Consider the following 20314-nt stretch of genomic DNA (forward strand, 5'->3'; position numbering starts at 1 on the left):
CGCACCCTGGCTCGACGACGATGACAGGGCGGCGGTCCGCAGGAACGTCGGGTCCCCCTGGACCACAGCAGATCTCCCGGTCTTCGATGTCGCTCGTCGCCGCCTCGGCGATCCACGGGCGACGGCGATGCGCGCGCGCCGCGCTCGTGCCACGCTCGGTGCGCACCACCGGCGTGGGCGTCCGGCACGCCGACGTCGACGACCTGGCGGCGGTGCTGGACGAGCGGGCCGCGACGAGTGAGGGTGTGGCCTGCGTCATCGGGATGCCGTCTCTACCGGACACCGCGAGGATCCGATCGTCGAGCGCACGATCGGCGAAGGGCCTCGGGTTCGATCTCGTCGACCGGTCGAGTGCGGACAGCGCCGTCGATCGCTACGTGGCGATGACCCGCGCGACCCAGCAGCTCGTCGTACTCCGTTGATCAGCTGTCGAGGGTGATCACGACACGCACGCCCCCCTTGTCGGAGACCACCGCCTGTGCGCTCCCCCGATGCTGGTCCCCCGCGATGTCGACGGTCACCGGGGCGGGATCGGGATGGAAGTTGCGCCACCATGCCTTCTGACTCGGCGCTGCGACCATCACGGTCACCGTCTCGCCCGATCGCCGGTAGGAGACGGGCAGCGAGATCGCACGGCCCGACCGTCGACCGGTATAGGTGATGGTGGCCAGGCCACGCCCGAGAACGGCGGACAACACGGGCAGTCGCATCAACGGTCGAACGACCTGGTTCGCGGCGTTGGCGACGGTCTGGAACGCGGTCATCTTCGTACCCCCTGCGAGCGTTGGATGTCGCCTCGCATCATGCCCCCGCGGGGGCCGGACGACACGCCGTTCGACCGGTGTTCGCGCCCCGTTTCCTGACTCATTCCAGAAAAGTCGTGCATACTGTTCGACGTGAGCCCATCGTCGAACTACCCGGAGATGCTGCGTGGTGCCGCGCTCCGAGTCACCCGCCCCCGTCTGGCGGTGCTCGACGCGGTGCACGAACATCCGCACGCCGACACCGACACCGTCTACGGAGCCGTTCGGGCCACCCTGCCCGATGTCTCCCGCCAGGCCGTGTACGACGTGCTCCACGCTCTCACCACCGCAGGACTGGTACGGCGCATCCAGCCGTCCGGCTCGGTCTCGCGGTACGAGAGCAGAATCGGCGACAATCACCACCATGTCGTGTGCCGCGCGTGCGGCACCATCGCCGACGTGGAATGCGCCGTCGGCGAGGCTCCGTGCCTCACTCCGTCGGAGGCCCATGGTTTCGTCGTCGACGAAGCCGAGGTCATCTACTGGGGCGTGTGCGAGAACTGCTCCACCAGCGTCAGCCCCTGATCTCGAGGCGCGAAGGCGCCGCGGAATCAGTTCATTCATCTTCTCTTGGAGGGAAACTCGTGTCCGAGGACCACACAACACGCGAAAAAGAGATGAACCAGGACCAGCCGCAGGACGCATCCGGCGGCTGCCCTGTCATGCACGACAAGATGCCGATGCCGGTCGAGGGTGGCAGCAACCACGAGTGGTGGCCCAAGGCGCTGAACCTCAAGATTCTGAAGAAGAACCCCGCCGTCGGCGATCCGATGGGCGCCGACTACGACTACGCGGCCGAGTTCAACTCGCTCGATCTCGCCGAGGTCAAGCGCGACATCGAAGCCGTCATGACGAACTCGCAGCCCTGGTGGCCCGCGGACTTCGGCCACTACGGCCCCTTCTTCATCCGCATGGCGTGGCACGCTGCCGGCACGTACCGCAAGCAGGACGGACGCGGCGGGGCCGGAGCCGGCATGCAGCGCTTCGCACCGCTGAACAGCTGGCCGGACAACGCGAGCCTCGACAAGGCTCGTCGCCTGATCTGGCCCGTGAAGCAGAAGTACGGCCGCAAGCTCTCCTGGGCCGACCTCATCGTGCTCACCGGCAACGTCGCCATCGAGTCCATGGGACTGCCGACCTACGGCTACGCCGGCGGTCGCGTCGACGCCTGGGAGCCGGACGAGGACGTCTACTGGGGCCCCGAGCAGACCTGGCTGGGCGACGAGCGCTACGACGGTGATCGTACGAGCCTCGAGAACCCGCTGGCCGCCGTGCAGATGGGCCTGATCTACGTCAATCCCGAAGGCCCGAACGGCAACCCGGATCCCGTGCAGTCCGCACTGGACATCCGCGAGACCTTCGGCCGCATGGCCATGAACGACGTCGAGACCGCAGCACTGGCCGTCGGCGGACACACCTTCGGCAAGACCCACGGTGCGGCCGACCCCGATGCGCACATCGGAGCCGAGCCCGAGGGCGCCCCGATCGAGCAGATGGGCCTGGGCTGGAAGAACAGCTTCCAGAGCGGTGTCGGCGCGGACGCGATCACGAGTGGTCTCGAGGTCATCTGGACCCCGACCCCGACGCAGTGGGACAACACCTTCCTCGAGACGCTCTACGGCTTCGAGTGGGAGCTCTACAAGAGCCCCGGCGGCGCACACCAGTGGCGTCCGAAGAACGGTGAGGGCGCGGACCTGGTTCCCGACCCCGCCGACCCGACGAAGCGTCGCCATCCGTCGATGCTGACCTCGGACATCGCGATGCGCGTCGACCCGATCTACGAACAGATCACCCGTCGCTGGCTCGACCACCCCGAGGAGCTCGCAGAAGAGTTCCAGAAGGCGTGGTTCAAGCTCACCCACCGCGACATGGGACCGGTCAGCCGGTACCTCGGACCCGAGGTGCCGTCGGAGACCCTGCTGTGGCAGGACCCGATCCCGGCCGTCGACCACGAACTGATCGACGATGCACAGATCGCCGAGCTCAAGTCCACCATCCTCGATTCCGGACTGAGCACCGAGCAGCTCATCTCGACCGCGTGGGCCGCAGCATCGTCCTTCCGCGTCAGCGACAAGCGCGGCGGCGCCAACGGCGGTCGCCTGCGCCTGCAGCCGCAGGCGGGCTGGGAGGTCAACGAGCCTGACGAGCTGGCACAGGTCATCCGCGTGCTCGAGGGCATCCAGGAGTCGTTCTCCGGAACGGTGTCGTTTGCCGACCTCGTCGTCCTCGGCGGCGTCGCGGCACTCGAGAAGGCATCGGGCGTCAGCGTTCCGTTCACCCCGGGCCGCATGGACACCACGCAGGAGCAGACGGACGTCGATTCGTTCTCGGACCTCGAGCTGAAGGCCGACGGCTTCCGTAACTTCCTCGGCAAGGGCCAGAAGCTGCCGGCGGAGTACTCCCTCGTCGACCGGGCGAACCTGTTGTCACTCAGCGCACCCGAGCTGACCGTCCTCGTCGGTGGTCTGCGTGTTCTCGGCGCCAACTACCAGAACTCGTCGCACGGCGTTCTGACCGACAAGGTCGGCACACTGTCCAACGACTTCTTCGTGAACCTTCTCGACATGGGCACCGAGTGGGTTCCCACGTCGGAGGACGGCATCTACGAGGCCAAGGATGCTGCCACCGGTGAGACGAAGTGGACCGGCACCCGCAACGACCTGGTGTTCGGCTCGAACTCCGAACTCCGCGCCATCGCCGAGGTGTACGCCTGCGACGACGCGAAGGACAAGTTCGTCCAGGACTTCGTCGCCGCGTGGGACAAGGTCATGATGCTGGATCGCTTCGAACTGGCCTGATCTCGCTCCTGAACACCACACCACCCCCGCACCGAGTCCTCGGTGCGGGGGTGGTGTCGTCTCAGCGTCGGGTGCGGCGGACGGAGATGGGGAGCCCGGTCAGCGCTCTCGCCGCCGAGCCTGCCATGGCCAGATAGCCCGCGGCGCTGCGCCACGACGCCGCCACCGAGAAGACGGTCCTGGTGGCCGCGGGTCCCGGTCGGCGCCCGGCGAACCGGTCGTCGAGCCATCGGAGCGTCAGCGGGACCGACAGCGGCAGCAGCGTGATGTGTTCGCTGGTCCGGTCTCGGATGTACTGCACGGAGGCACCCGCGTCCCGGTAGCGCGTCACCTGCCCGTCGACATCGTCCACGGCGATGATCTGATCGTGCGTGGCCTGCAGGACGAGCAGCGGGAACCCGGGCGCCGAGCGGCCCGGCTGGATCTCCTCGAAGATCGTCACCATCTCCGGACGAGCCATGACGTCGGCGATGGGAATGGTCGAGTAGTCGTCGAGGTCGAATCCGCGAAGCGCGATGATGGCCTGCATCGTGGTCATCTTGTTCGTCGACGCCAGCAGCTCGAGACCCTCCTCGGTGACGAACTCCTGCATGACGTCGTCCAGGGCCGGGTAGGTACGCCGCAGACCCTCGATGACGAGAGTCGGCAGCGCGGCGTAGCGGGTGGCGTTCAGCCGGAAGAACGCCGACGCCGGATCACCCACCGGCGACCCGAGAACGGCTCCGACGACCTCGATCTCGGGTGCGTACTCCCCCGCGGCCTCCGCCGCCCAGGACGACGCGAGCCCGCCACCCGAGTATCCCCACAGTCCGACCGGTGTGGTCGTGTCGAGACCGAGCTCGTCGAACGAGAGCGCGGCCCGGACGGCGTCGAGAGTGCAGTACCCGGGCTCGAGCGGAGCACCCCAATGCCCCTCGGCGCCTTCGTGATCCGGGATCGAGACCGCCCAACCCAGACGCAGGGCGTGCAGGACGAGCAGGAACTCGTACTGCGGCACCGTGCCGCGCGCCCGTGACCCGAGCCGGAGCGCGTACGACGGGAACGATCGACCGGAGACGGCGTCGATAGCGCACTGATACGACAGGAGTGGTCGCGTCGCGTCGGGGACGGCTCCGGCGGGCAGCAAGACCGTGGTGACACTCACGCGTGGCACGCGCTCGAGGTCCTCGGTGCGATACAGCAGCTGCCAGGCCTGCACGCGCTGCCGCACCCGACCGAACACACCGATGCGCACGGGTCTGGTGCGCAGGACGTCGCCGCACGCGGCACTCTCGAAACCGTCGGGCGCGACGTAGAACGGGTCCCGCTCCGGGGTGGTGACCGGGCCCTCGGACCAGTGCTCGGTCTCGGGCGGGCCGCCCCCGTCCCTGTCGTACTGCTCGATGCTCATGCCCACGGTTACCCCTGTCGTCGGGTCACACTAACCTTCCGGCCCGTGAGCAGGACCGATCAGCCCTCGACGGTGCCGGCGCGGGTGGCCGGATCGTCGTCCGAGGCCCGTGCGAGCACCGGGACGAGCGCGTCCACCGCGTACGGAAGGCTGAGGGGGCTGGCGAAACCGAGTGCGGCCGGCACGGTGGTCCCGAATTCGCCGACGTAGACGGTGCGGTCCTCCTTCACCACGTTCAGGCTCTGCAGCAGCGGATCACCGGCGACGTCCTCGGGAGTGACGCCCAGCAGCACGAGAGTCTGCTGATCGAGCAGGTCGTAGCGCTCCGGGCTCACCGTTCCTGTGGTCTCGGGCGTCGCGAAGCCGAGGTCGGTGAAGAACCTGTTCCGCGGGTCACCGCTGTCGAGGATGTAGAAGGTGCCGTCGAGATAGAGCGCGACCGCAGCGGTGCGGCCGGCGAAGGACGGGTTCTGGGTCGTGGCGTCTACGAACGTCGCGTCGACCTCGTCACGCACGGCCTCTGCCTCGGCCGTCTTGCCCAGGGCGGTTCCGTACGCGGCCAACTGGTCTCGCCACGACGGGGTCTCCGACCCGTCCGAGCCGGGGATGTCGCCGACCGTCGTGGCGATCTGTCCGAGCTGCTGGTACTCGGACTCCTCGAGGTAGGCGTACGTCGCCATGATGAGGTCGGGCTCCGCGGCCGCGACACCTTCGAGATCGAGTGTGTCGCTTCCCACCTCGGGAATCGTGGCACCGTTCAGCTGCTGCTGGGCCCACGGTCGGGTGGTGTAGTCGTACCCCGTGAATCCGCGGGTGGCCACGGGTGTGACACCGAGAGCGAGCGCGAAGTCCTGGTCGTTGTACCCGGCGGTCACCAGACGCTCCGGCGCACCCTCGACCGTCACGGTCCCGAACTTGTCGGTGACCTCGGCCGGGAAGGCTCCCGACGCGTCCGCGGCCGGCGCCGAGTCCGTGTCCGACGAGCTGCACGCCGCCGTTCCGAGCAGAAGAACGGTGGCCGCGACGGACACACCGACGGAGACGCGCATGAAGAACCTTTCGGGGACGACTGGTGGAGCAGGCTTGCGGTAAGGCTACCCTCAGCTCAACGGGAGAGCTCGAGGGCCTCACCCAGTCGACGCCAGTCGTCCACCGGCGGAACGTTCATCGCGGATCCGAGGACCTGGACGAGGACGCTGGTGGCTCCCGCCTCGATGTGCTCGCGCACTCGGGCCACAGTCGCGTCGAGTCCGCGCGTCACCATCGCCTCGGCGAGCTTCTCGCTGCCGCCGCGGACGAAGTCGTCCTGCCCGAAACCCAGACGCTCCCAGTTGTTCCGGTAGTTGGGCAGCCCGGTGTAGATGTTCAGATGCGCGTGCGCGCGTTCGGCCCACACCTCCGCGTCGGTGTCGGCGACCGGGTCCACCACCGCCGCCTGCTCGACGACCAGTTCCGGGCGCTTCTCGCCGTCTCCGGCATCGAGGATCTCGCGGGCCGTCGCCGTGTGCTCCGGTGTGACGAGGTACGGATGCGCCCCCGCGGTGCGATCGCGGGACAGCTCGAGCATCTTCGGACCCAGCGCCGCCAGCAGTCGTGGTGGGTTCTGCTCTTCCCCCGCCACTGCCGCGGGTGCGTTGTCGAGTGCGTCGAGATACTCCCGCATCGCCGCGACGGGCTTGCCGTAGTTGTGACCGCGCATGCGCTCGACCAGCGGAGCGTGCGACACGCCGAGTCCCAGGACGAACCGACCACCCGAGACGGCATGCAGGGTACGTGCCGCCGATGCGGTCGCCACGGCGTCGCGGGCGTAGATGCTCGCGATGCCGGTACCGACGATCAGCGACGACGAGGCGCCGAGGTACATCTGCGCGGCGGTGAGCGCCTCGCGGCCGTAGGCCTCGCCGAACCAGAGCGAGTGCCAGCCCTGCGACTCCACCTCCCCCACCACGTCGGGAACCGCCGAGGCGGAGACCCCGTCGAGCGTTCCGGTCCAGATGCCGATCGTCGCGTGTGCCGTCATGGCGTCCAGTGTGCCCGCACTCGCACCCTACGAATCCGGGGGACCGTCGACGGTCTGCCGGAGCCGTTCGAGGGTGGCCGCGATGTGGTCGCCGTTGACCGTGGCGCGGTCGCGGACACCCGTCGCCAGTCCGCCGACGCCGACGAACCACCGCGGACGCCGGTCCCACATCCGCTCGGTCACCGTGGTCTCGCCGCCGTCGCCACCGCCGTCGATGTCGTAGCGCCAGTGCGCGATCGGCAGCGAGAACGGGCCGTAATGCACGTCGAAGGCGAAGGTTGCTCCGGGGTCGGCGGCGGTCACGGTGCATGTGGTCGACCATCGATGCATACCGTTGCGGTTCCGACCGACGAAGGACGCACCCGGACGGGCGCCGGAGCTCCCCACCCACCGCATCGAGTGCGTCTCGTCCGCCAGATCGGCGAGTCGGTCGAGATCGGTCAGGAGGGCGTACACGTCCTCGGCATCGGCGCGGACCGTCACGGATCCGGACGCGAGCGGAGCGGTCGAGTCAGGCGTCACCGGTGCACCGTAGCGACCCGACAGCCTCGATACGGGCGATCGACGACGGTGTCGCCTGAAGTCAAGAACGACGGCCCGCCGTCCGCGATGATCGAGACGTTGGTACCGCCGAGCTCAGGAGTTGTCATGTCGTCCTTGCCCCCCTTCCGCTTTCACGGCGCCACCGCGCTCGTCACCGGCGCCGCCAGTGGCATGGGTGAGCAGATGGCCCACGAGCTCGCGCGACGGGGCACCGATCTGATCCTGCTCGACCGGGACGCCGATCGGCTCGCCGACGTCGCACGCGCCATCGAGTCCGCCTCACCGGCACGCAGCGTCGACGTCGTCGTCGCGGACCTCTCCGACCTCGACGCGCTCGGCGTGGTCATCGACGGTGTGATCGAGCGGCACGAGCGCATCGACCTGCTGATCAACAACGCCGGTATCGCGTTCGGCGGCTCGTTCGAGCAACTCACCGCCAAGGACTTCGACTCGGTGATGACCATCAACTTCCATGCGCCGGTCGACATCACCCGTCGTCTGCTGCCGACCATGCGTCGATCCACGGGCGCGCACATCGTCAACGTGTCGAGCCTGTTCGGCATCGTGGCGCCTCCGGGGCAGTCGGCCTACTCGTCGTCGAAGTTCGCCATCCGCGGGTTCACCGAGTGCCTGCGCCACGAACTGGCGCCGACGATCGGCGTGACGTCGGTGCACCCCGGCGGCATCAAGACCCGCATCGCCGAGACGGCCGGTTCGGCCGCCGGTGCGACGGACAAGGAGATCGCGGACGGCAAGGCCACCTTCGCCAAACTGCTCACCTATCCCGCGGACAAGGCTGCACTCCGCATCCTCGACGGGGTCGAGAAGCGCAAGGGACGGGTCCTCATCGCCGCGAGTGCCCACACGGTCGACATCCTCGCCCGCGTGTTCCCGTCCGCTTACTACGCCGTGATGCGCCGCGGCATGTGACGGACGCGCTGCCGCTCTCAGGACAGATCGAGAGCGGCAGCGAGGTCGGTCTCCACCTGGTCCCTCGTCACGCCGAGACCACTGAGCAGCCCCGTCCCGTTCTCGAACTCCAGCATCGCGAGCAGCACGTGTTCGGTGCCGACGTAGTCGTGGCCGAGGCGCAGCGCCTCGCGGAACGTCAGTTCCAGAATTTTCGCCGTCGCAGCATCGAACGGAACGAGTGCCGGCGGCTCACCGTGCTCCCCCGCGGACGAACCTCGTGCCGAGACGGCGGCGCGTACGTCGTCGGGCGTCACCGATTGTGTCGCGAGCAGACGGGTGCCGAACGAGTCGGGGTCCTGCACCAGTCCGATCACGAGATGGTCGGGAGTGATCGACGACACCCGTTGCGCTCGGGCCTCGGTCTGCGCCGCCACCACGATGTTCTTCGCGCGCTCTGTGAAACGAGCGAAACCCTGGCTCGCGTTCAACGCCTCGTCGGCGTGCGGCCTGGCCACGAACTTCTTCTGCACGGCCTGTTTGCTCACTCCCATACTGCGGCCGATGTCGGTCCAGGACGCCCCGGACCGACGTGCCTGGTCGACGAAGTGTCCGACGAGGTGGTCGGCCACGTCGCCGAGGCGCTCGGCGGCGACGACGGCTCGCGAGAGCTGGATCAGAGGGTCGGTGTCGGTGCGGGAGACAGCGACGATCAAATCGTCGAGGCGCACACCGGGCGCGGGATCGGTGTCGGTCATGCGTCGACCGTAGAATGACGACCACCCATCGTCAACCCTGAGTTGACGATGGGTGGTCCTGTGCGTTGCGGGTCAGGCGACTCCGGCGGCGCGTCGCACCGACCGACGCGGCGTTCCCGAGAGGGTCTTGCCGAGGTCGCCCCGCAGCGTGGTGATGGAGTCGAGGATGTAGTTCTGACGCACCAGCCACGGGCCGTGATCGCCCTGCCGGGGAAAGGCGTCGATCGAGCGCTGGACGTAGCCGGACTGCAGGTCCAGCAGCGGACGCTCCTCGAGCGGGCCGTCGGGCTGCGGGACGATGGACGCGAAGTCCTTGTCGTCCATGTAGCCGAGCACGCGGCACACGAGACGCGACGTCAGATCGGCGCGCAGAGTCCACGACGCGTTGGTGTATCCGATGCAGATGGCGAAGTTCGGGACACCTGTCATCATGGCGCCCTGCCACACGAACTGCTTCGACAGATCGACGGTCACGCCGTCCACCTTGGGCTCGATGCCGCCGAAGGCGAGCAGTTGCAGCCCCGTCGCCGTGACGATCACGTCGGCGGGCAACGAGGCGCCCGACTGCAGGTCGATGCCGTCGGGGCGCACGGAGGCGATGCGGTCGGTGACGACCGACGCCTTCCCCTTCTTCATCGCCTTGAACAGATCGGCATCGGGGACGGCGCACAGTCGCTGATCCCAGGGGTTGTACTCGGGCGTGAAGTGCTCGGCCACCAGCTTCTCGTCGCCCAGGATCTTGGTCGAGAGATTGGTGAGGAGCCGCCGTGCCGCCTGCGGACGACGCCGACAGAACTGGTAGAAACCGGTGCTGAACAGAATGTTCTTGACGCGGATCACGCTGTGCGCCAAACCTGCCGGGAGAAGATCACGGATCTTGTCCGCCTGCTTGTCCCGTCCGGGGACCGCGCTGATCCAGGTGGGTGAACGCTGCAGCATCGTGACGTGACCGGCGTCGCGCGCCATCGACGGCACGAGAGTCACCGCGGTGGCGCCACTGCCGATCACGACGACGTTCTTGCCGGCGTAGTCCAGATCGTCGGGCCAGAACTGGGGATGCACCACGGTGCCCTCGAACGTGTCGAGTCCCGGGATGTCGGGGTTGTAGCCCTTGGCGTAGTCGTAGTAGCCCGAGCAGCAGTACAGGAAGCCGCAGGTGATCTGCTGCTGCGAGGTGCCCGACTCGTCGGTCACGTCGAGAGTCAGGGTCCAGCGAGCCTCCGCGGTGGAGAAATCTGCGCCGACGACGCGGGTCCCGTACCGGATGTGCTCGTCGATCCCGAACTCCGCAGCGGTCTCCTCGATGTACTTCAGAATCGAGTGCCCGTCGGCGATGGACTTCGCCTCGCGCCACGGCTTGAACTGGTAGCCGAGCGTGTACATGTCGGAGTCCGAGCGCACACCCGGGTAGCGGAACAGATCCCAGGTGCCGCCCATCGAGGACCGCGCCTCGAGGATGGCCCACGACTTGCCGGGATGCTCCGTCGACAGGCGGTAGCCCGCACCGACGCCGGAGAGCCCGGCGCCGACGACGATCACGTCGAGATGCTCGAGGGTGGTGTCGGTCGGGGACGAGTCGAGTCGATCGGTGGTGGACGTCATGACTCCAGTGTCCTCGTGCCACCACCCGATGGCTTGACACCACACGACAACTAGTTGACTTCAGACGACAGCTGACCCAAGGTGAGCGCTGTGCCCGCCATCCGCTCCGCCGGTCTCCGCGGCTTCCGCGCGACCGTGGCCGAACTGGGCGGGGACGCCGAGGCGTACGCGGTCGCGGCGGGGCTGCCCGTGGACGCGCTCGACGCCGACGACCTCCTCGTCGAGGACGTCGCCATGGCCGCGGTTCTCGAGATCGCCGCGGCGGAGCTGGCGTGCCCCGATCTGGGGTTGCGCATCGCACGGCGCCAGGATCTCGGCATGCTCGGGCCGCTCGCACTCGCGATCCAGAACTCCTCGACCGTGGGCGAGGCACTCGAGTGCACCGAGCACTACCTGTTCATCCATGCCCAGTCGCTCAGCCTGCGTGCCGAACCCGACCCGTACGGGACGCCGGGGATCGTCGCGCTGCGGTACGGAACGAAGCCCGGGGTCGTTGCGCCCGTCCAGGGCACCGACATGGGGCTGGGGTTCCTCCACCGCGCCACCATCGCACTGGTCGGCGGGTCGTACGGACTCCGCTCGGTCGAGCTCCCCTACGTGCCGGCGGCTCCGGTGTCGGTCTACGAGAACTTTTTCGGCGTCGCGGTCAGCGTCGGCCGTCCCGCCGCCGTCCTCCGGGTCCCGGCCACACTCCAGAACCGGCCGCTCCACGGCGGAGACTCGAACCTCAAACGGCTGGCCCTGGCCTTCCTCGCTCGGCAGGGCGCCGGACCCACCACCGAGGTGGCACCGCGAGTGCGCACCATCCTGCAGCAGTCCCTCGGCACCACCCCACCGCATATCGACGGTGCCGCACATCTGCTGAACCTGCACCCGCGGACGTTGCAACGCCGATTGGCCGGGGAGGGAACGTCGTTCGCGGCGATCGTCGACGAGGTGCGCCGCACGGAAGCCCATCGGTACCTCACGACGACGTCGCTGCCGATGAGCCAGATCGCGGCCGCGGTGGGACTGTCCGAGCAGTCCGCCTTCACTCGCGCGTGCCGACGGTGGTGGAACGCGACACCCACCACCGTCCGCCGCGGCGCGCTCTGACCCGACTCAGCCGAAGTCGGTCGATGCCAGGTCTTTCTCGTCGTCGACGATGGCCTTGACGATCCGGTCGGCGACCGCGTCCGGATCGAGACCGTCCGGCATGGTGGGCGCCGTGCCCGCGATCGCGCGCCCGGCCAGACCGGTCTCGGTGTGCGGCGGACGTACGTCCACGACCCGCAGCTTCCGCCGACGCGCTTCCGGTCGAGCCGCCTCGACGAACGCGCTGATGCCGGCCTTCGCCGCGCAGTACGCCGCCATCCCGCCGACGGGCTTCTCCGCGATCACTCCACTGATGCTGACGACGACGCCCCCGGACTCCACCTCGGTGAGTGCCGATCGCACCAGCCGCAGTGGCGCCAGCAGATCCACCAGCAGGAGATCGTCGACGGTGTCGTCGTCCACCTCGGCCGCGGGTCCGAACGCCACCACGCCCGAGGCGATCACGACGCCGTCGAGCGTTCCGGTGTGGCTCTTGGCCGCCGCGATCAGGTCGGCCGGGGCCGCGGGGTGGGTCAGGTCCGACGCCACGAGGTGCGCGCTGCCCAGGTCGACACCGGCCAGCGTCTGCTCCGAGCGGCCGGACGCGGTGACGGTGGCGCCGGCGTCGAGCAGGCGGCGAGTGATGCGCGATCCGAGAGCGCCGGAAGCGCCGGTCACCAGGAAGTGCTTGCCCGGGAGGTCCATGTCAGTTCTCCAATCCGGCGAGTGTGTCGACCACGGCTGCGGTGGCGGACCGGGTCCAGGTCACCGGGTCCTGTCCCTGCGGGCTCACGCACACGGTGTCGACTCCGAGCGCGGCGAACCCTTCCATCTCCCGGAGGAATCCGGCCTCGTCGGCCACCGGGTCGAGCGAGGTGATGATGGTCTTCTCGATCTCCGCGTAGTCGCGGTTCTCGCGCTCGCAGTGACCGCGCAGCACGTCGAGCTTGTGAGCCACGGTCTCCTGGTCGGGGGCGAAGAGGTTGCACAGCGAGGCGTACCGCGCGACGAACGCGAGTGTCTTCTTCTCCCCCGACCCGCCGACCATGATGGGCGGACCCGGACTCTGCAGCGGCCTCGGCTCGCAGAGCGTCTCGGCCAGCGAGTAGTGCGTGCCCTCGAAGGGTCCGTCGTCGTCGCTCCACATCTGTCTGCAGATGCGCAACGTCTCCTCGAGACGCTCGAACCGCTCGGCCGTCGACGGGAACGGCACACCGAGGCCGCGGTGCTCGCGCTCGTACCAGGCCGCACCGATGCCGAGCATCGCCCGACCGCCGGAGAGCACGTCCAGGGTCGTCACCGTCTTCGCCAGGAGCCCCGGATGCCGATAGGTCACGCCCGTGACGAGCAGGCCCAGGCGGATGCTCTCGGTCCGGCCCGCGAGGAAGCCCAGTGAGGTGTAGCCCTCGAGCATGGGGTCCTGCGCCGTCGCCAGATTCTCCATCTGGAACCAGTGGTCCATGAGGGTGAACAACGTGCACCCGCCGTCCTCCGCAGCGCGCGCGGAGTCGGAGAGCAGTCCCGCCGTGGCCGCGGAGCCACCCGGAAGGGTGAAGTAGGGATAGTGGACTGCCAACTGCACGATGGTTCTCCTCGATGGTCGGATCAGCACTCCGCCGACGCGGGGCACTCCCGGGGAACATTCGGAGCACCGGGCACCGTTGGTCCTCGTATGACTGGCTCGAGAACGACACGCACCGTGGTCGCCACGGCCTTCGGTGGACCCGACGTCCTGGCGATCCGCGACGAGGTCGTCGACGAACCGGGTCCCGGCCAGGTCGTCGTGGACATTCGCGCCGCCGGCGTCAATCCGTTCGATCACAAGCTCTACAGCGGCGCGTTCGGGACGGACGAGAGCACACTCCCGCTGCACCTCGGCAGCGAGGCGTCGGGCGTGGTGTCCGCGGTGGGGCGCGACTCCGTCGGACCGGCGGGTCCCGTCCGTGTCGGCGACGAGGTCATCGTTCTGGCAGACGGTGCCTACGCCGATCGCCTTCTCGTCGATGCCGACGCGGTGCTGCCGAAACCGCAGGCGCTCGGCTGGGAGGAAGCGGCCGGGTACTCCCTCACCGCGGCCACCGCGTACGACATGGCGGAGCTCGCGAGCGTCGGGGACGGCGACTGCGTCCTGATCCACGGAGCATCCGGCGCCGTCGGCTCGCAGGCGGTCCAGCTCGCCCTGCACCGCGGAGCACAGGTGATCGGCACCGCGAGTCCCCGCAACCTCGACGCGGTGCGCGCCCTCGGCGCCGTCGCAGTCGCGTACGGCGACGGTCTGCTCGACCGGGTACGCACCGCGGCGCCCGACGGCGTGGATGCCGCGCTGGACACGGCCGGCACCGACGAGGCGATCGACGTGTCCCTGGCGGTCGTGCAGGACCGGACGCGCATCGTGACCATCACTGCCTTCGGTCGGGCAGCCGACGAGGGTTTCCGGTCCGCGGGCGGCGGGAACAACGAGAGCGCCGCAAGGCGCAAGGAGGCGCGTCTACCTCTGCTCGAGTTGGCCGGATCTGTCATCACCGTGACGGTGGCCGGGACGTTTCCCCTCGCGGAGGCGGCCACCGCCCACCGCGAACTGCAGACGCACCACCCGCGCGGCAAGTACGTCCTCGTCCCCTGACGACGGCCTCGCGGAGACGCGCGGGGGTGGGGAGACTACCGTTGAGCTCAGAACGCATAGACATCTAGGAGCGGATACATGAGCGTCGAGACGAACGAGAAGAAGCGCCACCGCGTCGTCGTCATCGGTTCCGGCTTTGGTGGCCTCTTCGGCACACAGGCCCTCAAGCGAGCCGATGTGGACGTCACGCTCATCGCGCGGACCACCCACCACCTGTTCCAGCCACTGCTCTACCAAGTGGCCACGGGCATCCTCTCGGTCGGCGAGATCGCCCCCGCGACCCGCGTCATCCTGCGCAAGCAGAAGAACGCCGAGGTTCTGATGGGTGACGTCGAGACCATCGACCTGACGAACAAGACCGTCACCTCGCGGCTGCTCGAGCGCGAGACCGTGACGCCGTTCGACAGCCTCATCGTGGCTGCGGGCGCACAGCAGTCCTACTTCGGCAACGACCACTTCGCCGAGTTCGCACCCGGCATGAAGACGATCGACGACGCCCTGGAACTGCGCGGACGCATCCTCGGCGCGTTCGAGCAGGCCGAGTTGTCCACCGATCCGGCCGAGCGCGAGCGCCTGATGACGTTCGTCGTGGTCGGCGCAGGCCCCACCGGCGTCGAGCTCGCGGGCCAGATCTCCGAGCTCGCGACGCGCACGCTCGACGGAGCCTTCCGCAACATCGACGCCAAGGACGCGAAGGTGGTGCTGCTCGACGCGGCGCCCGCCGTGCTCCCCCCGATGGGCAAGAAGCTGGGCGAGAAGGCCGCGAAGCGCCTCACCAAGCTCGGTGTCGACATCCAGCTCAACGCGATGGTCAACGGCGTCGACAACGACGGTCTCACCGTCAAGGACAAGGACGGCACCGAACGCCGCATCGAGGCGCAGTGCAAGGTCTGGTCCGCCGGCGTGCAGGCCAGCCCGCTGGGCAAGCAGCTCGCCGACCAGTCCGACGGCACCGAGGTCGACCGCGCGGGCCGTGTCGTGGTGGAGCCGGATCTGACCGTCAAGGGACACCCCAACGTGTTCGTGGTCGGCGACATGATGTCGGTCAAGGACGTCCCGGGTATGGCGCAGGGCGCGATCCAGGGCGCCAAGTACGCGGTGAAGCAGATCAAGGCCTCACTCGACGGACAGAACCCGTCCGAGCGCAAGCCGTTCTCGTACTTCGACAAGGGATCGATGGCCACCGTGTCGCGATTCAGCGCCGTGTGCAAGGTCGGCAAGCTGGAGTTCGGCGGATTCATCGCCTGGGTCGCATGGCTCGGACTCCACCTCTTCTACCAGGTGGGATACCGGAACCGTCTGACGACGGTGATCTCCTGGTTCGTCACCTTCCTGGGCAAGGGTCGGGCGCAGATGGCGTCCACCGAACAGCAGGTGTTCGCGCGCCTCGCGATCGAGCAACTCCACACGCTCGAGCAGGAGAACCGCGTCGACGGCGTGGCGATCCCCACCCGCACGGTCGAGGCGACCTCGAAGGCGGCGGACCGCGAGTCCCGTGCCACGGCCGACGCCGCGGAACAGAGCAAGCAGCTCGACAGCACGGAGAAGCGGGCCGCCTCCGGTGCCTCACCCACACCGGCCGAGCGTCAGGGCGAGGAGCCCTCCGCGAACGACGGAGCGGCGGAGACCGCGGAAGCCAAGCGCGCAGGCTGATCTCCCCGCGCCGAGAGCGCAGCGACCGACCGGGTGACCGGGAGCCGATGGCCGAGCCAGGTGGACAGTGTTCCGCCTCCGGCCATCGGCATCGTCGTCTCCAGACCGGCCTCGGCGTCTCCGGAGGGACTGTCCGCCAGACACTCCGGCCAGGTCAACGTACTGATCGACGCGGTCGGCGCGAAGAGCGCGTCGTGCCCTGCGGCGCCCCTGCCCAGGTCGAGTCGGTGGCGGAGCACCGGACCGGCCACGCCGTCGACTCGAAAGAGACCCGACCACCGGCCGTCCATGTCCCCGGTGCGGCCGATCTGGATTCGTTCGCGCACGGCGGCGCGTACCCGGTCGCCGAGATGCAGCGACACCGACGATCGGTGGTCCGCCGACCCGGCGACGATGGTGGGTTCCGGGTCCACGATCACCTCGGCGCCGTCCTCGACTTCCACGGTCCACGACGCGTGTGACACGTCGGTCGAGCGCCCGGGCAATGCCACCGAGGCGGCGACACTGCACACGTGCAGCCGCGCCCCCGCCTCGACCACGATCCGGACGTCGATGGTGTCCCCACCCAGCGGGGTCGCGGCCGAGCCGACGAGGTGGACGCGGTCGACACCGGTCCGGCGCACGGCGAGCCCGCCCACCGCCTCGATGCGCGGTGACCTGCTCCGCGACGCGACGACGAGCACCGTCGAGCGCAGGGCGCCGTGCGTCGTCACGTCAGGCGGCGACGGCAGCGAGCTGCTCGCGCACCCAGGTGAGCACCACCGTCGCGGCAGGATCCTCCGTGAGCGAGATCAGAGCGGTGGGACGACCCTCACGCACCCGCACCGCGTCGTTCTCCATGACCGTGAGGTCGGCACCCACCATGGGGGCGAGATCGGTCTTGTTGATCACGAGCAGATCCGAGAACGTCACGCCGGGACCGCCCTTGCGCGGCACCTTGTCACCGCCGGCGACGTCCACGACGAAGATCTGCACGTCGATCAGCCCGGACGAGAAGGTCGCGGTGAGGTTGTCGCCGCCCGACTCGACGAGGATCAGATCGAGCGGCGGATTGGCGTCGACCAGGTCGTCGATGGCATCCAGGTTCGCCGTGATGTCGTCACGGATCGCCGTGTGCGGGCAGCCGCCGGTCTGCACGGCCGTGATGCGCTCGTCCGGCAGAACTGCGTGACGGCGCAGGAAGTCGGCATCCTCCGTCGTGTAGATGTCGTTGGTCAACACGGCCAGCGACAGTTCTTCGCGCAGCTGGCGGCACAGCGCCGCCACCAGTGCGGTCTTGCCGGATCCGACGGGACCGCCGATACCCACGCGCAGCGCTTCTCCGGGTGTGCGGACGCGCTTGGGCCGGTCCAGGGCGTGGGAGTGGGGCTCGCCGTCGATGAGATGCGGAGGCATTGGGTGTTCTCTCTTTCTGTGGGGTGATCAGGAGACGAAGAGGGGGCGTTCGCGCCGGACGTGACGTTCGCCGAGGTGGTCCAGCAGCGGATCCGATTCGTCGGACAGAGCCGGGAGCGCGCGCGCGACCGAGGCCGCGATCCGGTCGCACTCGGCCGCGAGCGCCACGGTGCACCCCGCCACGGCGCCCGGGTCCAACGCGAGAAGTCGCTGGGCGGCGATGGCGGCGCCCGTCATGGCCGTGTAGATCTGCACGGACGCCGTCTCGTACGGTCCCGCGCCGGTGACGGCACCGACGACTCCCGCCACGACGGGCAGGTGCGGGCGCCGTCCGACCGCCGTCCAGTCGTGGTCCGGCCATACCGTCTCGGCGAGGCGACGCAACCCCCTCCCCTGGGCGCGGGACGCGGCGCGAGCCGCAGGAGACGGCGTGCGGGCGTCGGTCTCGCGATCGGCGGTGTCCGCGGGCAGGACACCGGCGGCCACGGCGGCAGCGATCGACGCCGCCACGGCGCCGCTGATGCGCATACGCCGCAGCAGATACGCCTCGAGCGTCGGCAGGTCCCGGACGAGTCCCTCGGCGATCGCCTCCTCGACTCCCCCCGAGTGCACGTGCCCACCGATCGGGAGCCGTGAGTCGGCGAGGGTGAGCAACGTGGCGAGGCCGACACCGGAATGCGGATTCGTCATCAGAACAGGAAGTACCGCTGCGCCATCGGCAGCTCCGTCGCCGGCTGCTCGGTCCAGACGTCGCCGTCGATGCGGACGGTGAAGGTGTCCGGATCGACCTCGATGCGGGGAACCGCGTCGTTGTTCACCATCTGTGCCTTCCCGATGCCGCGGACGTTCCCGACCGGAACGAGTCGACGCGCGACGTCGAGGCGATCGGCCAGCCCGTCGTCGAGCGCCTGGGGCGCGACGAAGTGCACGGACGTGGCGGCCGCCGCCTTGGGTGCCGCTCCGAACATCGGTCGCGGCAGTTCCGGCTGCGGTGTCGGAATCGAGGCGTTGGCGTCGCCCATGGTGGCCCACGCGATCATGCCGCCCTTGATCACCAGATGCGGCCGGACACCGAAGAACGCCGGCTCCCACAGCACGAGGTCGGCCAACTTGCCGGGCTCGACGGATCCGACCTCGCCGTCGAGTCCGTGCGCCACGGCCGGGCAGATCGTGTACTTCGCGACGTACCGCATCGCGCGGTTGTTGTCCGCACGGTAGTCACCGGCGAGGAAGCCACGACGCTTCTTCATCACGTGTGCGGTCTGCCACGTCCGCATGACCACCTCACCGATGCGTCCCATTGCCTGCGAGTCGCTGCCGATCATCGAGATGGCACCCATGTCGTGCAACAGATCCTCGGCCGCGATGGTCGAGGGGCGGATGCGGCTCTCGGCGAAGGCGAGGTCCTCGGGAATGGACGGGCTGAGGTGGTGACAGACCATCAGCATGTCGAGATGCTCGTCGAGAGTGTTGACCGTGTGCGGCCGAGTCGGGTTGGTCGAACTCGGGAGCACGTGGGGCTGCGAGGCGACCGTGATGATGTCCGGCGCGTGCCCGCCGCCCGCACCCTCCGTGTGGTACGAGTGGATGCCGCGACCGGCGATCGCGCCGAGGGTGTCCTCGACGAAGCCCGCCTCGTTCAGAGTGTCCGAGTGGAGCGCCGCCTGCACACCGGCCTCGTCGCAGACCCGCAGGCACGCGTCGATGGCGGCCGGGGTCGAGCCCCAGTCCTCGTGCAGCTTGAATCCCGATGCGCCGGAACGTAACTGCTCCCACATCGCGTCGGGTGAGACGGTGTTGCCCTTGCCCAGCAGCGCCACGTTCAGCGGCCACCCGTCCATGGCCTCGAGCATCCGCGCCAGATGCCAGGCACCCGGGGTCACGGTGGTCGCCTTCGTGCCCTCGGCGGGGCCGGTGCCGCCGGCGATGATGGTGGTGATGCCACCGCCGAGCGCCTCCTCCATGAGCTGGGGGGCGATGAGGTGCACGTGGCAGTCGATGGCGCCGGCGGTCAGGATCTTGCCGTTGCCGGCGATGATCTCGGTGGACGGCCCGATGACGAGACCGGGATGCACTCCCGGCATGGTGTCCGGGTTCCCGGCCTTGCCCAGCGCCACGATCCGTCCGTCACGCAGTCCGACGTCGGCCTTGATCACACCCCAGTGGTCGAGCACCACGACACCGGTGATGACGGTGTCGGGCGCACCGTCGGCCCGCGTGGCCCGCGACTGTCCCATCGACTCGCGGATCACCTTGCCGCCGCCGAACACGGCCTCGTCGCCGGCGAGACCCGGCCCACCGCTGCGGTCCTCGGTGATCTCGATCAGCAGATCGGTGTCTGCCAGGCGGATCCGGTCACCCGTGGTGGGTCCGTACAGCTCCGCGTAGCGCGAACGATCGAGGTACGCCATCAGTGACCGTCCCGGGGTGTCGTGTCGTCCAGTGCGCCGGGCGGGGTGAGCGAGATGCCGTGAACCTCGCGGAGACCGCCGATGTCGACGAGCACGACCTCCTGAGCGATACCCGGTTCGAACCGCACCGCGGTGCCCGCCAGGATGTCGAGGCGCTTCCCGTGCGCGGCGACGCGATCGAACGTCAGCGCGGCGTTGGCCTGCGGGAGATGGACGTGACTTCCCACCTGCACCGGCCGATCGCCGTCGTTCACGACGTCGAGAGTGAGCGACGCACGACCGGCGTTGAGCTCGATCGACCCGTCCTCGGTGATGATCTCTCCGGGAATCACGCG

20 protein-coding genes and 1 pseudogene are annotated in these 20314 nt (G+C 68.9%); 7 read left to right on the plus strand and 14 right to left on the minus strand.

What is annotated here, in order from left to right:
- Positions 1-86: 86 nt before the first annotated feature.
- Positions 87-422 carry a hypothetical protein gene (locus OHB23_RS15300; protein ID WP_027505404.1) on the plus strand — a complete coding sequence of 112 codons (336 nt, stop codon included), beginning with the start codon at positions 87-89 and terminating at the stop codon, positions 420-422.
- Here OHB23_RS15300 and OHB23_RS15305 read toward each other — a convergent pair whose 3' ends face one another.
- Entirely contained in the window at positions 423-764 is a 342-nt protein-coding gene (locus OHB23_RS15305; protein WP_328809834.1) for a nitroreductase/quinone reductase family protein, read from the minus strand.
- A gap of 159 nt (positions 765-923) precedes the next feature.
- Here OHB23_RS15305 and OHB23_RS15310 point away from each other — a divergent pair, with 159 nt between their 5' ends.
- Both OHB23_RS15310 and katG read left to right on the plus strand, forming a co-directional pair.
- Positions 924-1328, plus strand: coding sequence for a Fur family transcriptional regulator (locus tag OHB23_RS15310; protein ID WP_261778845.1), 405 nt, complete (start codon positions 924-926; stop codon positions 1326-1328).
- Between the two features lie 92 nt (positions 1329-1420).
- The gene (gene katG / locus OHB23_RS15315; protein WP_328811653.1) at positions 1421-3601 is read left to right on the plus strand and encodes a catalase/peroxidase HPI; all 2181 of its coding nucleotides are present in this window, start codon (positions 1421-1423) and stop codon (positions 3599-3601) included.
- Positions 3602-3662: 61 nt separating this feature from the next.
- On the opposite strand, the gene OHB23_RS15320 is transcribed toward katG, so the two are convergent.
- Genes OHB23_RS15320 through OHB23_RS15335 form a run of 4 tightly spaced genes read right to left on the minus strand, consistent with a single transcriptional unit; the run spans position 3663 to position 7533 of the window.
- Positions 3663-4991 (minus strand): lipase family protein, encoded by a 1329-nt coding sequence (locus OHB23_RS15320; RefSeq protein ID WP_328809835.1) that lies wholly within the window; start codon positions 4989-4991, stop codon positions 3663-3665.
- A gap of 59 nt (positions 4992-5050) precedes the next feature.
- Positions 5051-6040: an ABC transporter substrate-binding protein gene (locus OHB23_RS15325; RefSeq protein ID WP_328809836.1), complete on the minus strand. Its 990-nt coding sequence runs from the start codon at positions 6038-6040 to the stop codon at positions 5051-5053.
- Positions 6041-6096: 56 nt separating this feature from the next.
- Complete coding sequence (locus tag OHB23_RS15330) at positions 6097-7011, minus strand: TIGR03620 family F420-dependent LLM class oxidoreductase (RefSeq protein WP_037185417.1); 915 nt, start codon at positions 7009-7011, stop codon at positions 6097-6099.
- 27 nt (positions 7012-7038) lie between these two features.
- The gene (locus OHB23_RS15335; RefSeq protein ID WP_328809837.1) at positions 7039-7533 is read right to left on the minus strand and encodes an SRPBCC family protein; all 495 of its coding nucleotides are present in this window, start codon (positions 7531-7533) and stop codon (positions 7039-7041) included.
- A gap of 126 nt (positions 7534-7659) precedes the next feature.
- Between OHB23_RS15335 and OHB23_RS15340 the strand changes: the two genes are divergently transcribed.
- Entirely contained in the window at positions 7660-8484 is an 825-nt protein-coding gene (locus OHB23_RS15340) for an SDR family NAD(P)-dependent oxidoreductase (RefSeq protein WP_328809838.1), read from the plus strand.
- Between the two features lie 17 nt (positions 8485-8501).
- On the opposite strand, the gene OHB23_RS15345 is transcribed toward OHB23_RS15340, so the two are convergent.
- Both OHB23_RS15345 and OHB23_RS15350 read right to left on the minus strand, forming a co-directional pair.
- The gene (locus tag OHB23_RS15345) at positions 8502-9221 is read right to left on the minus strand and encodes a Clp protease N-terminal domain-containing protein (RefSeq protein ID WP_056444475.1); all 720 of its coding nucleotides are present in this window, start codon (positions 9219-9221) and stop codon (positions 8502-8504) included.
- Positions 9222-9293: 72 nt separating this feature from the next.
- Positions 9294-10823, minus strand: coding sequence for a flavin-containing monooxygenase (locus OHB23_RS15350; protein ID WP_328809839.1), 1530 nt, complete (start codon positions 10821-10823; stop codon positions 9294-9296).
- Positions 10824-10904: 81 nt separating this feature from the next.
- On the opposite strand from OHB23_RS15350, the gene OHB23_RS15355 reads away from it, so the two are divergent.
- The gene (locus OHB23_RS15355) at positions 10905-11918 is read left to right on the plus strand and encodes an AraC family transcriptional regulator (protein WP_285184736.1); all 1014 of its coding nucleotides are present in this window, start codon (positions 10905-10907) and stop codon (positions 11916-11918) included.
- Positions 11919-11924: 6 nt separating this feature from the next.
- Here OHB23_RS15355 and OHB23_RS15360 read toward each other — a convergent pair whose 3' ends face one another.
- Together OHB23_RS15360 and OHB23_RS15365 are read right to left on the minus strand one after the other, a co-directional pair.
- The gene (locus OHB23_RS15360; RefSeq protein ID WP_328809840.1) at positions 11925-12602 is read right to left on the minus strand and encodes an SDR family NAD(P)-dependent oxidoreductase; all 678 of its coding nucleotides are present in this window, start codon (positions 12600-12602) and stop codon (positions 11925-11927) included.
- A gap of 1 nt (position 12603) precedes the next feature.
- Positions 12604-13479, minus strand: coding sequence for an LLM class F420-dependent oxidoreductase (locus tag OHB23_RS15365; RefSeq protein ID WP_056445133.1), 876 nt, complete (start codon positions 13477-13479; stop codon positions 12604-12606).
- A 90-nt stretch (positions 13480-13569) separates the two neighbouring features.
- Between OHB23_RS15365 and OHB23_RS15370 the strand changes: the two genes are divergently transcribed.
- Both OHB23_RS15370 and OHB23_RS15375 read left to right on the plus strand, forming a co-directional pair.
- The gene (locus OHB23_RS15370) at positions 13570-14520 is read left to right on the plus strand and encodes an NADP-dependent oxidoreductase (protein ID WP_328809841.1); all 951 of its coding nucleotides are present in this window, start codon (positions 13570-13572) and stop codon (positions 14518-14520) included.
- A 78-nt stretch (positions 14521-14598) separates the two neighbouring features.
- Positions 14599-15937: pseudogene (locus OHB23_RS15375) on the plus strand (NAD(P)/FAD-dependent oxidoreductase); the annotation flags it as partial.
- A 169-nt stretch (positions 15938-16106) separates the two neighbouring features.
- Here the strand turns inward: OHB23_RS15375 and OHB23_RS15380 are convergent.
- Genes OHB23_RS15380 through OHB23_RS15400 form a run of 5 tightly spaced genes read right to left on the minus strand, consistent with a single transcriptional unit; the run spans position 16107 to position 20311 of the window.
- Positions 16107-16886 carry an urease accessory protein UreD gene (locus tag OHB23_RS15380; RefSeq protein WP_328809843.1) on the minus strand — a complete coding sequence of 260 codons (780 nt, stop codon included), beginning with the start codon at positions 16884-16886 and terminating at the stop codon, positions 16107-16109.
- Position 16887: 1 nt separating this feature from the next.
- Entirely contained in the window at positions 16888-17568 is a 681-nt protein-coding gene (gene ureG, locus OHB23_RS15385; RefSeq protein WP_027505415.1) for an urease accessory protein UreG, read from the minus strand.
- Positions 17569-17595: 27 nt separating this feature from the next.
- Positions 17596-18258 (minus strand): urease accessory protein UreF, encoded by a 663-nt coding sequence (locus OHB23_RS15390; protein WP_027505416.1) that lies wholly within the window; start codon positions 18256-18258, stop codon positions 17596-17598.
- Positions 18258-19979 carry an urease subunit alpha gene (locus OHB23_RS15395; protein WP_027505417.1) on the minus strand — a complete coding sequence of 574 codons (1722 nt, stop codon included), beginning with the start codon at positions 19977-19979 and terminating at the stop codon, positions 18258-18260. The genes OHB23_RS15390 and OHB23_RS15395 overlap by 1 nt, the downstream gene beginning before the upstream one ends.
- Positions 19979-20311 (minus strand): urease subunit beta, encoded by a 333-nt coding sequence (locus OHB23_RS15400; protein WP_328809844.1) that lies wholly within the window; start codon positions 20309-20311, stop codon positions 19979-19981. Before OHB23_RS15400 ends, OHB23_RS15395 begins: the two co-directional genes overlap by 1 nt.
- Positions 20312-20314 lie beyond the last annotated feature (3 nt).

This window comes from Rhodococcus sp. NBC_00294 (genome assembly GCF_036163995.1).
Taxonomy (GTDB): domain Bacteria; phylum Actinomycetota; class Actinomycetes; order Mycobacteriales; family Mycobacteriaceae; genus Rhodococcoides.

Excerpts from the sequence above, each read along its gene's own strand:
- OHB23_RS15300 (WP_027505404.1), top strand. The coding sequence starts at position 87 with ATGTCGCTCGTCGCCGCCTCGGCGATCCACGGGCGACGGCGATGCGCG.
- OHB23_RS15305 (WP_328809834.1), bottom strand. The coding sequence starts at position 764 with ATGACCGCGTTCCAGACCGTCGCCAACGCCGCGAACCAGGTCGTTCGA.
- OHB23_RS15310 (WP_261778845.1), top strand. The coding sequence starts at position 924 with ATGCTGCGTGGTGCCGCGCTCCGAGTCACCCGCCCCCGTCTGGCGGTG.
- katG (WP_328811653.1), top strand. The coding sequence starts at position 1,421 with ATGAACCAGGACCAGCCGCAGGACGCATCCGGCGGCTGCCCTGTCATG.
- OHB23_RS15320 (WP_328809835.1), bottom strand. The coding sequence starts at position 4,991 with ATGAGCATCGAGCAGTACGACAGGGACGGGGGCGGCCCGCCCGAGACC.
- OHB23_RS15325 (WP_328809836.1), bottom strand. The coding sequence starts at position 6,040 with ATGCGCGTCTCCGTCGGTGTGTCCGTCGCGGCCACCGTTCTTCTGCTC.
- OHB23_RS15330 (WP_037185417.1), bottom strand. The coding sequence starts at position 7,011 with ATGACGGCACACGCGACGATCGGCATCTGGACCGGAACGCTCGACGGG.
- OHB23_RS15340 (WP_328809838.1), top strand. The coding sequence starts at position 7,660 with ATGTCGTCCTTGCCCCCCTTCCGCTTTCACGGCGCCACCGCGCTCGTC.
- OHB23_RS15345 (WP_056444475.1), bottom strand. The coding sequence starts at position 9,221 with ATGACCGACACCGATCCCGCGCCCGGTGTGCGCCTCGACGATTTGATC.
- OHB23_RS15350 (WP_328809839.1), bottom strand. The coding sequence starts at position 10,823 with ATGACGTCCACCACCGATCGACTCGACTCGTCCCCGACCGACACCACC.
- OHB23_RS15360 (WP_328809840.1), bottom strand. The coding sequence starts at position 12,602 with ATGGACCTCCCGGGCAAGCACTTCCTGGTGACCGGCGCTTCCGGCGCT.
- OHB23_RS15370 (WP_328809841.1), top strand. The coding sequence starts at position 13,570 with ATGACTGGCTCGAGAACGACACGCACCGTGGTCGCCACGGCCTTCGGT.
- ureG (WP_027505415.1), bottom strand. The coding sequence starts at position 17,568 with ATGCCTCCGCATCTCATCGACGGCGAGCCCCACTCCCACGCCCTGGAC.
- OHB23_RS15390 (WP_027505416.1), bottom strand. The coding sequence starts at position 18,258 with ATGACGAATCCGCATTCCGGTGTCGGCCTCGCCACGTTGCTCACCCTC.
- OHB23_RS15395 (WP_027505417.1), bottom strand. The coding sequence starts at position 19,979 with ATGGCGTACCTCGATCGTTCGCGCTACGCGGAGCTGTACGGACCCACC.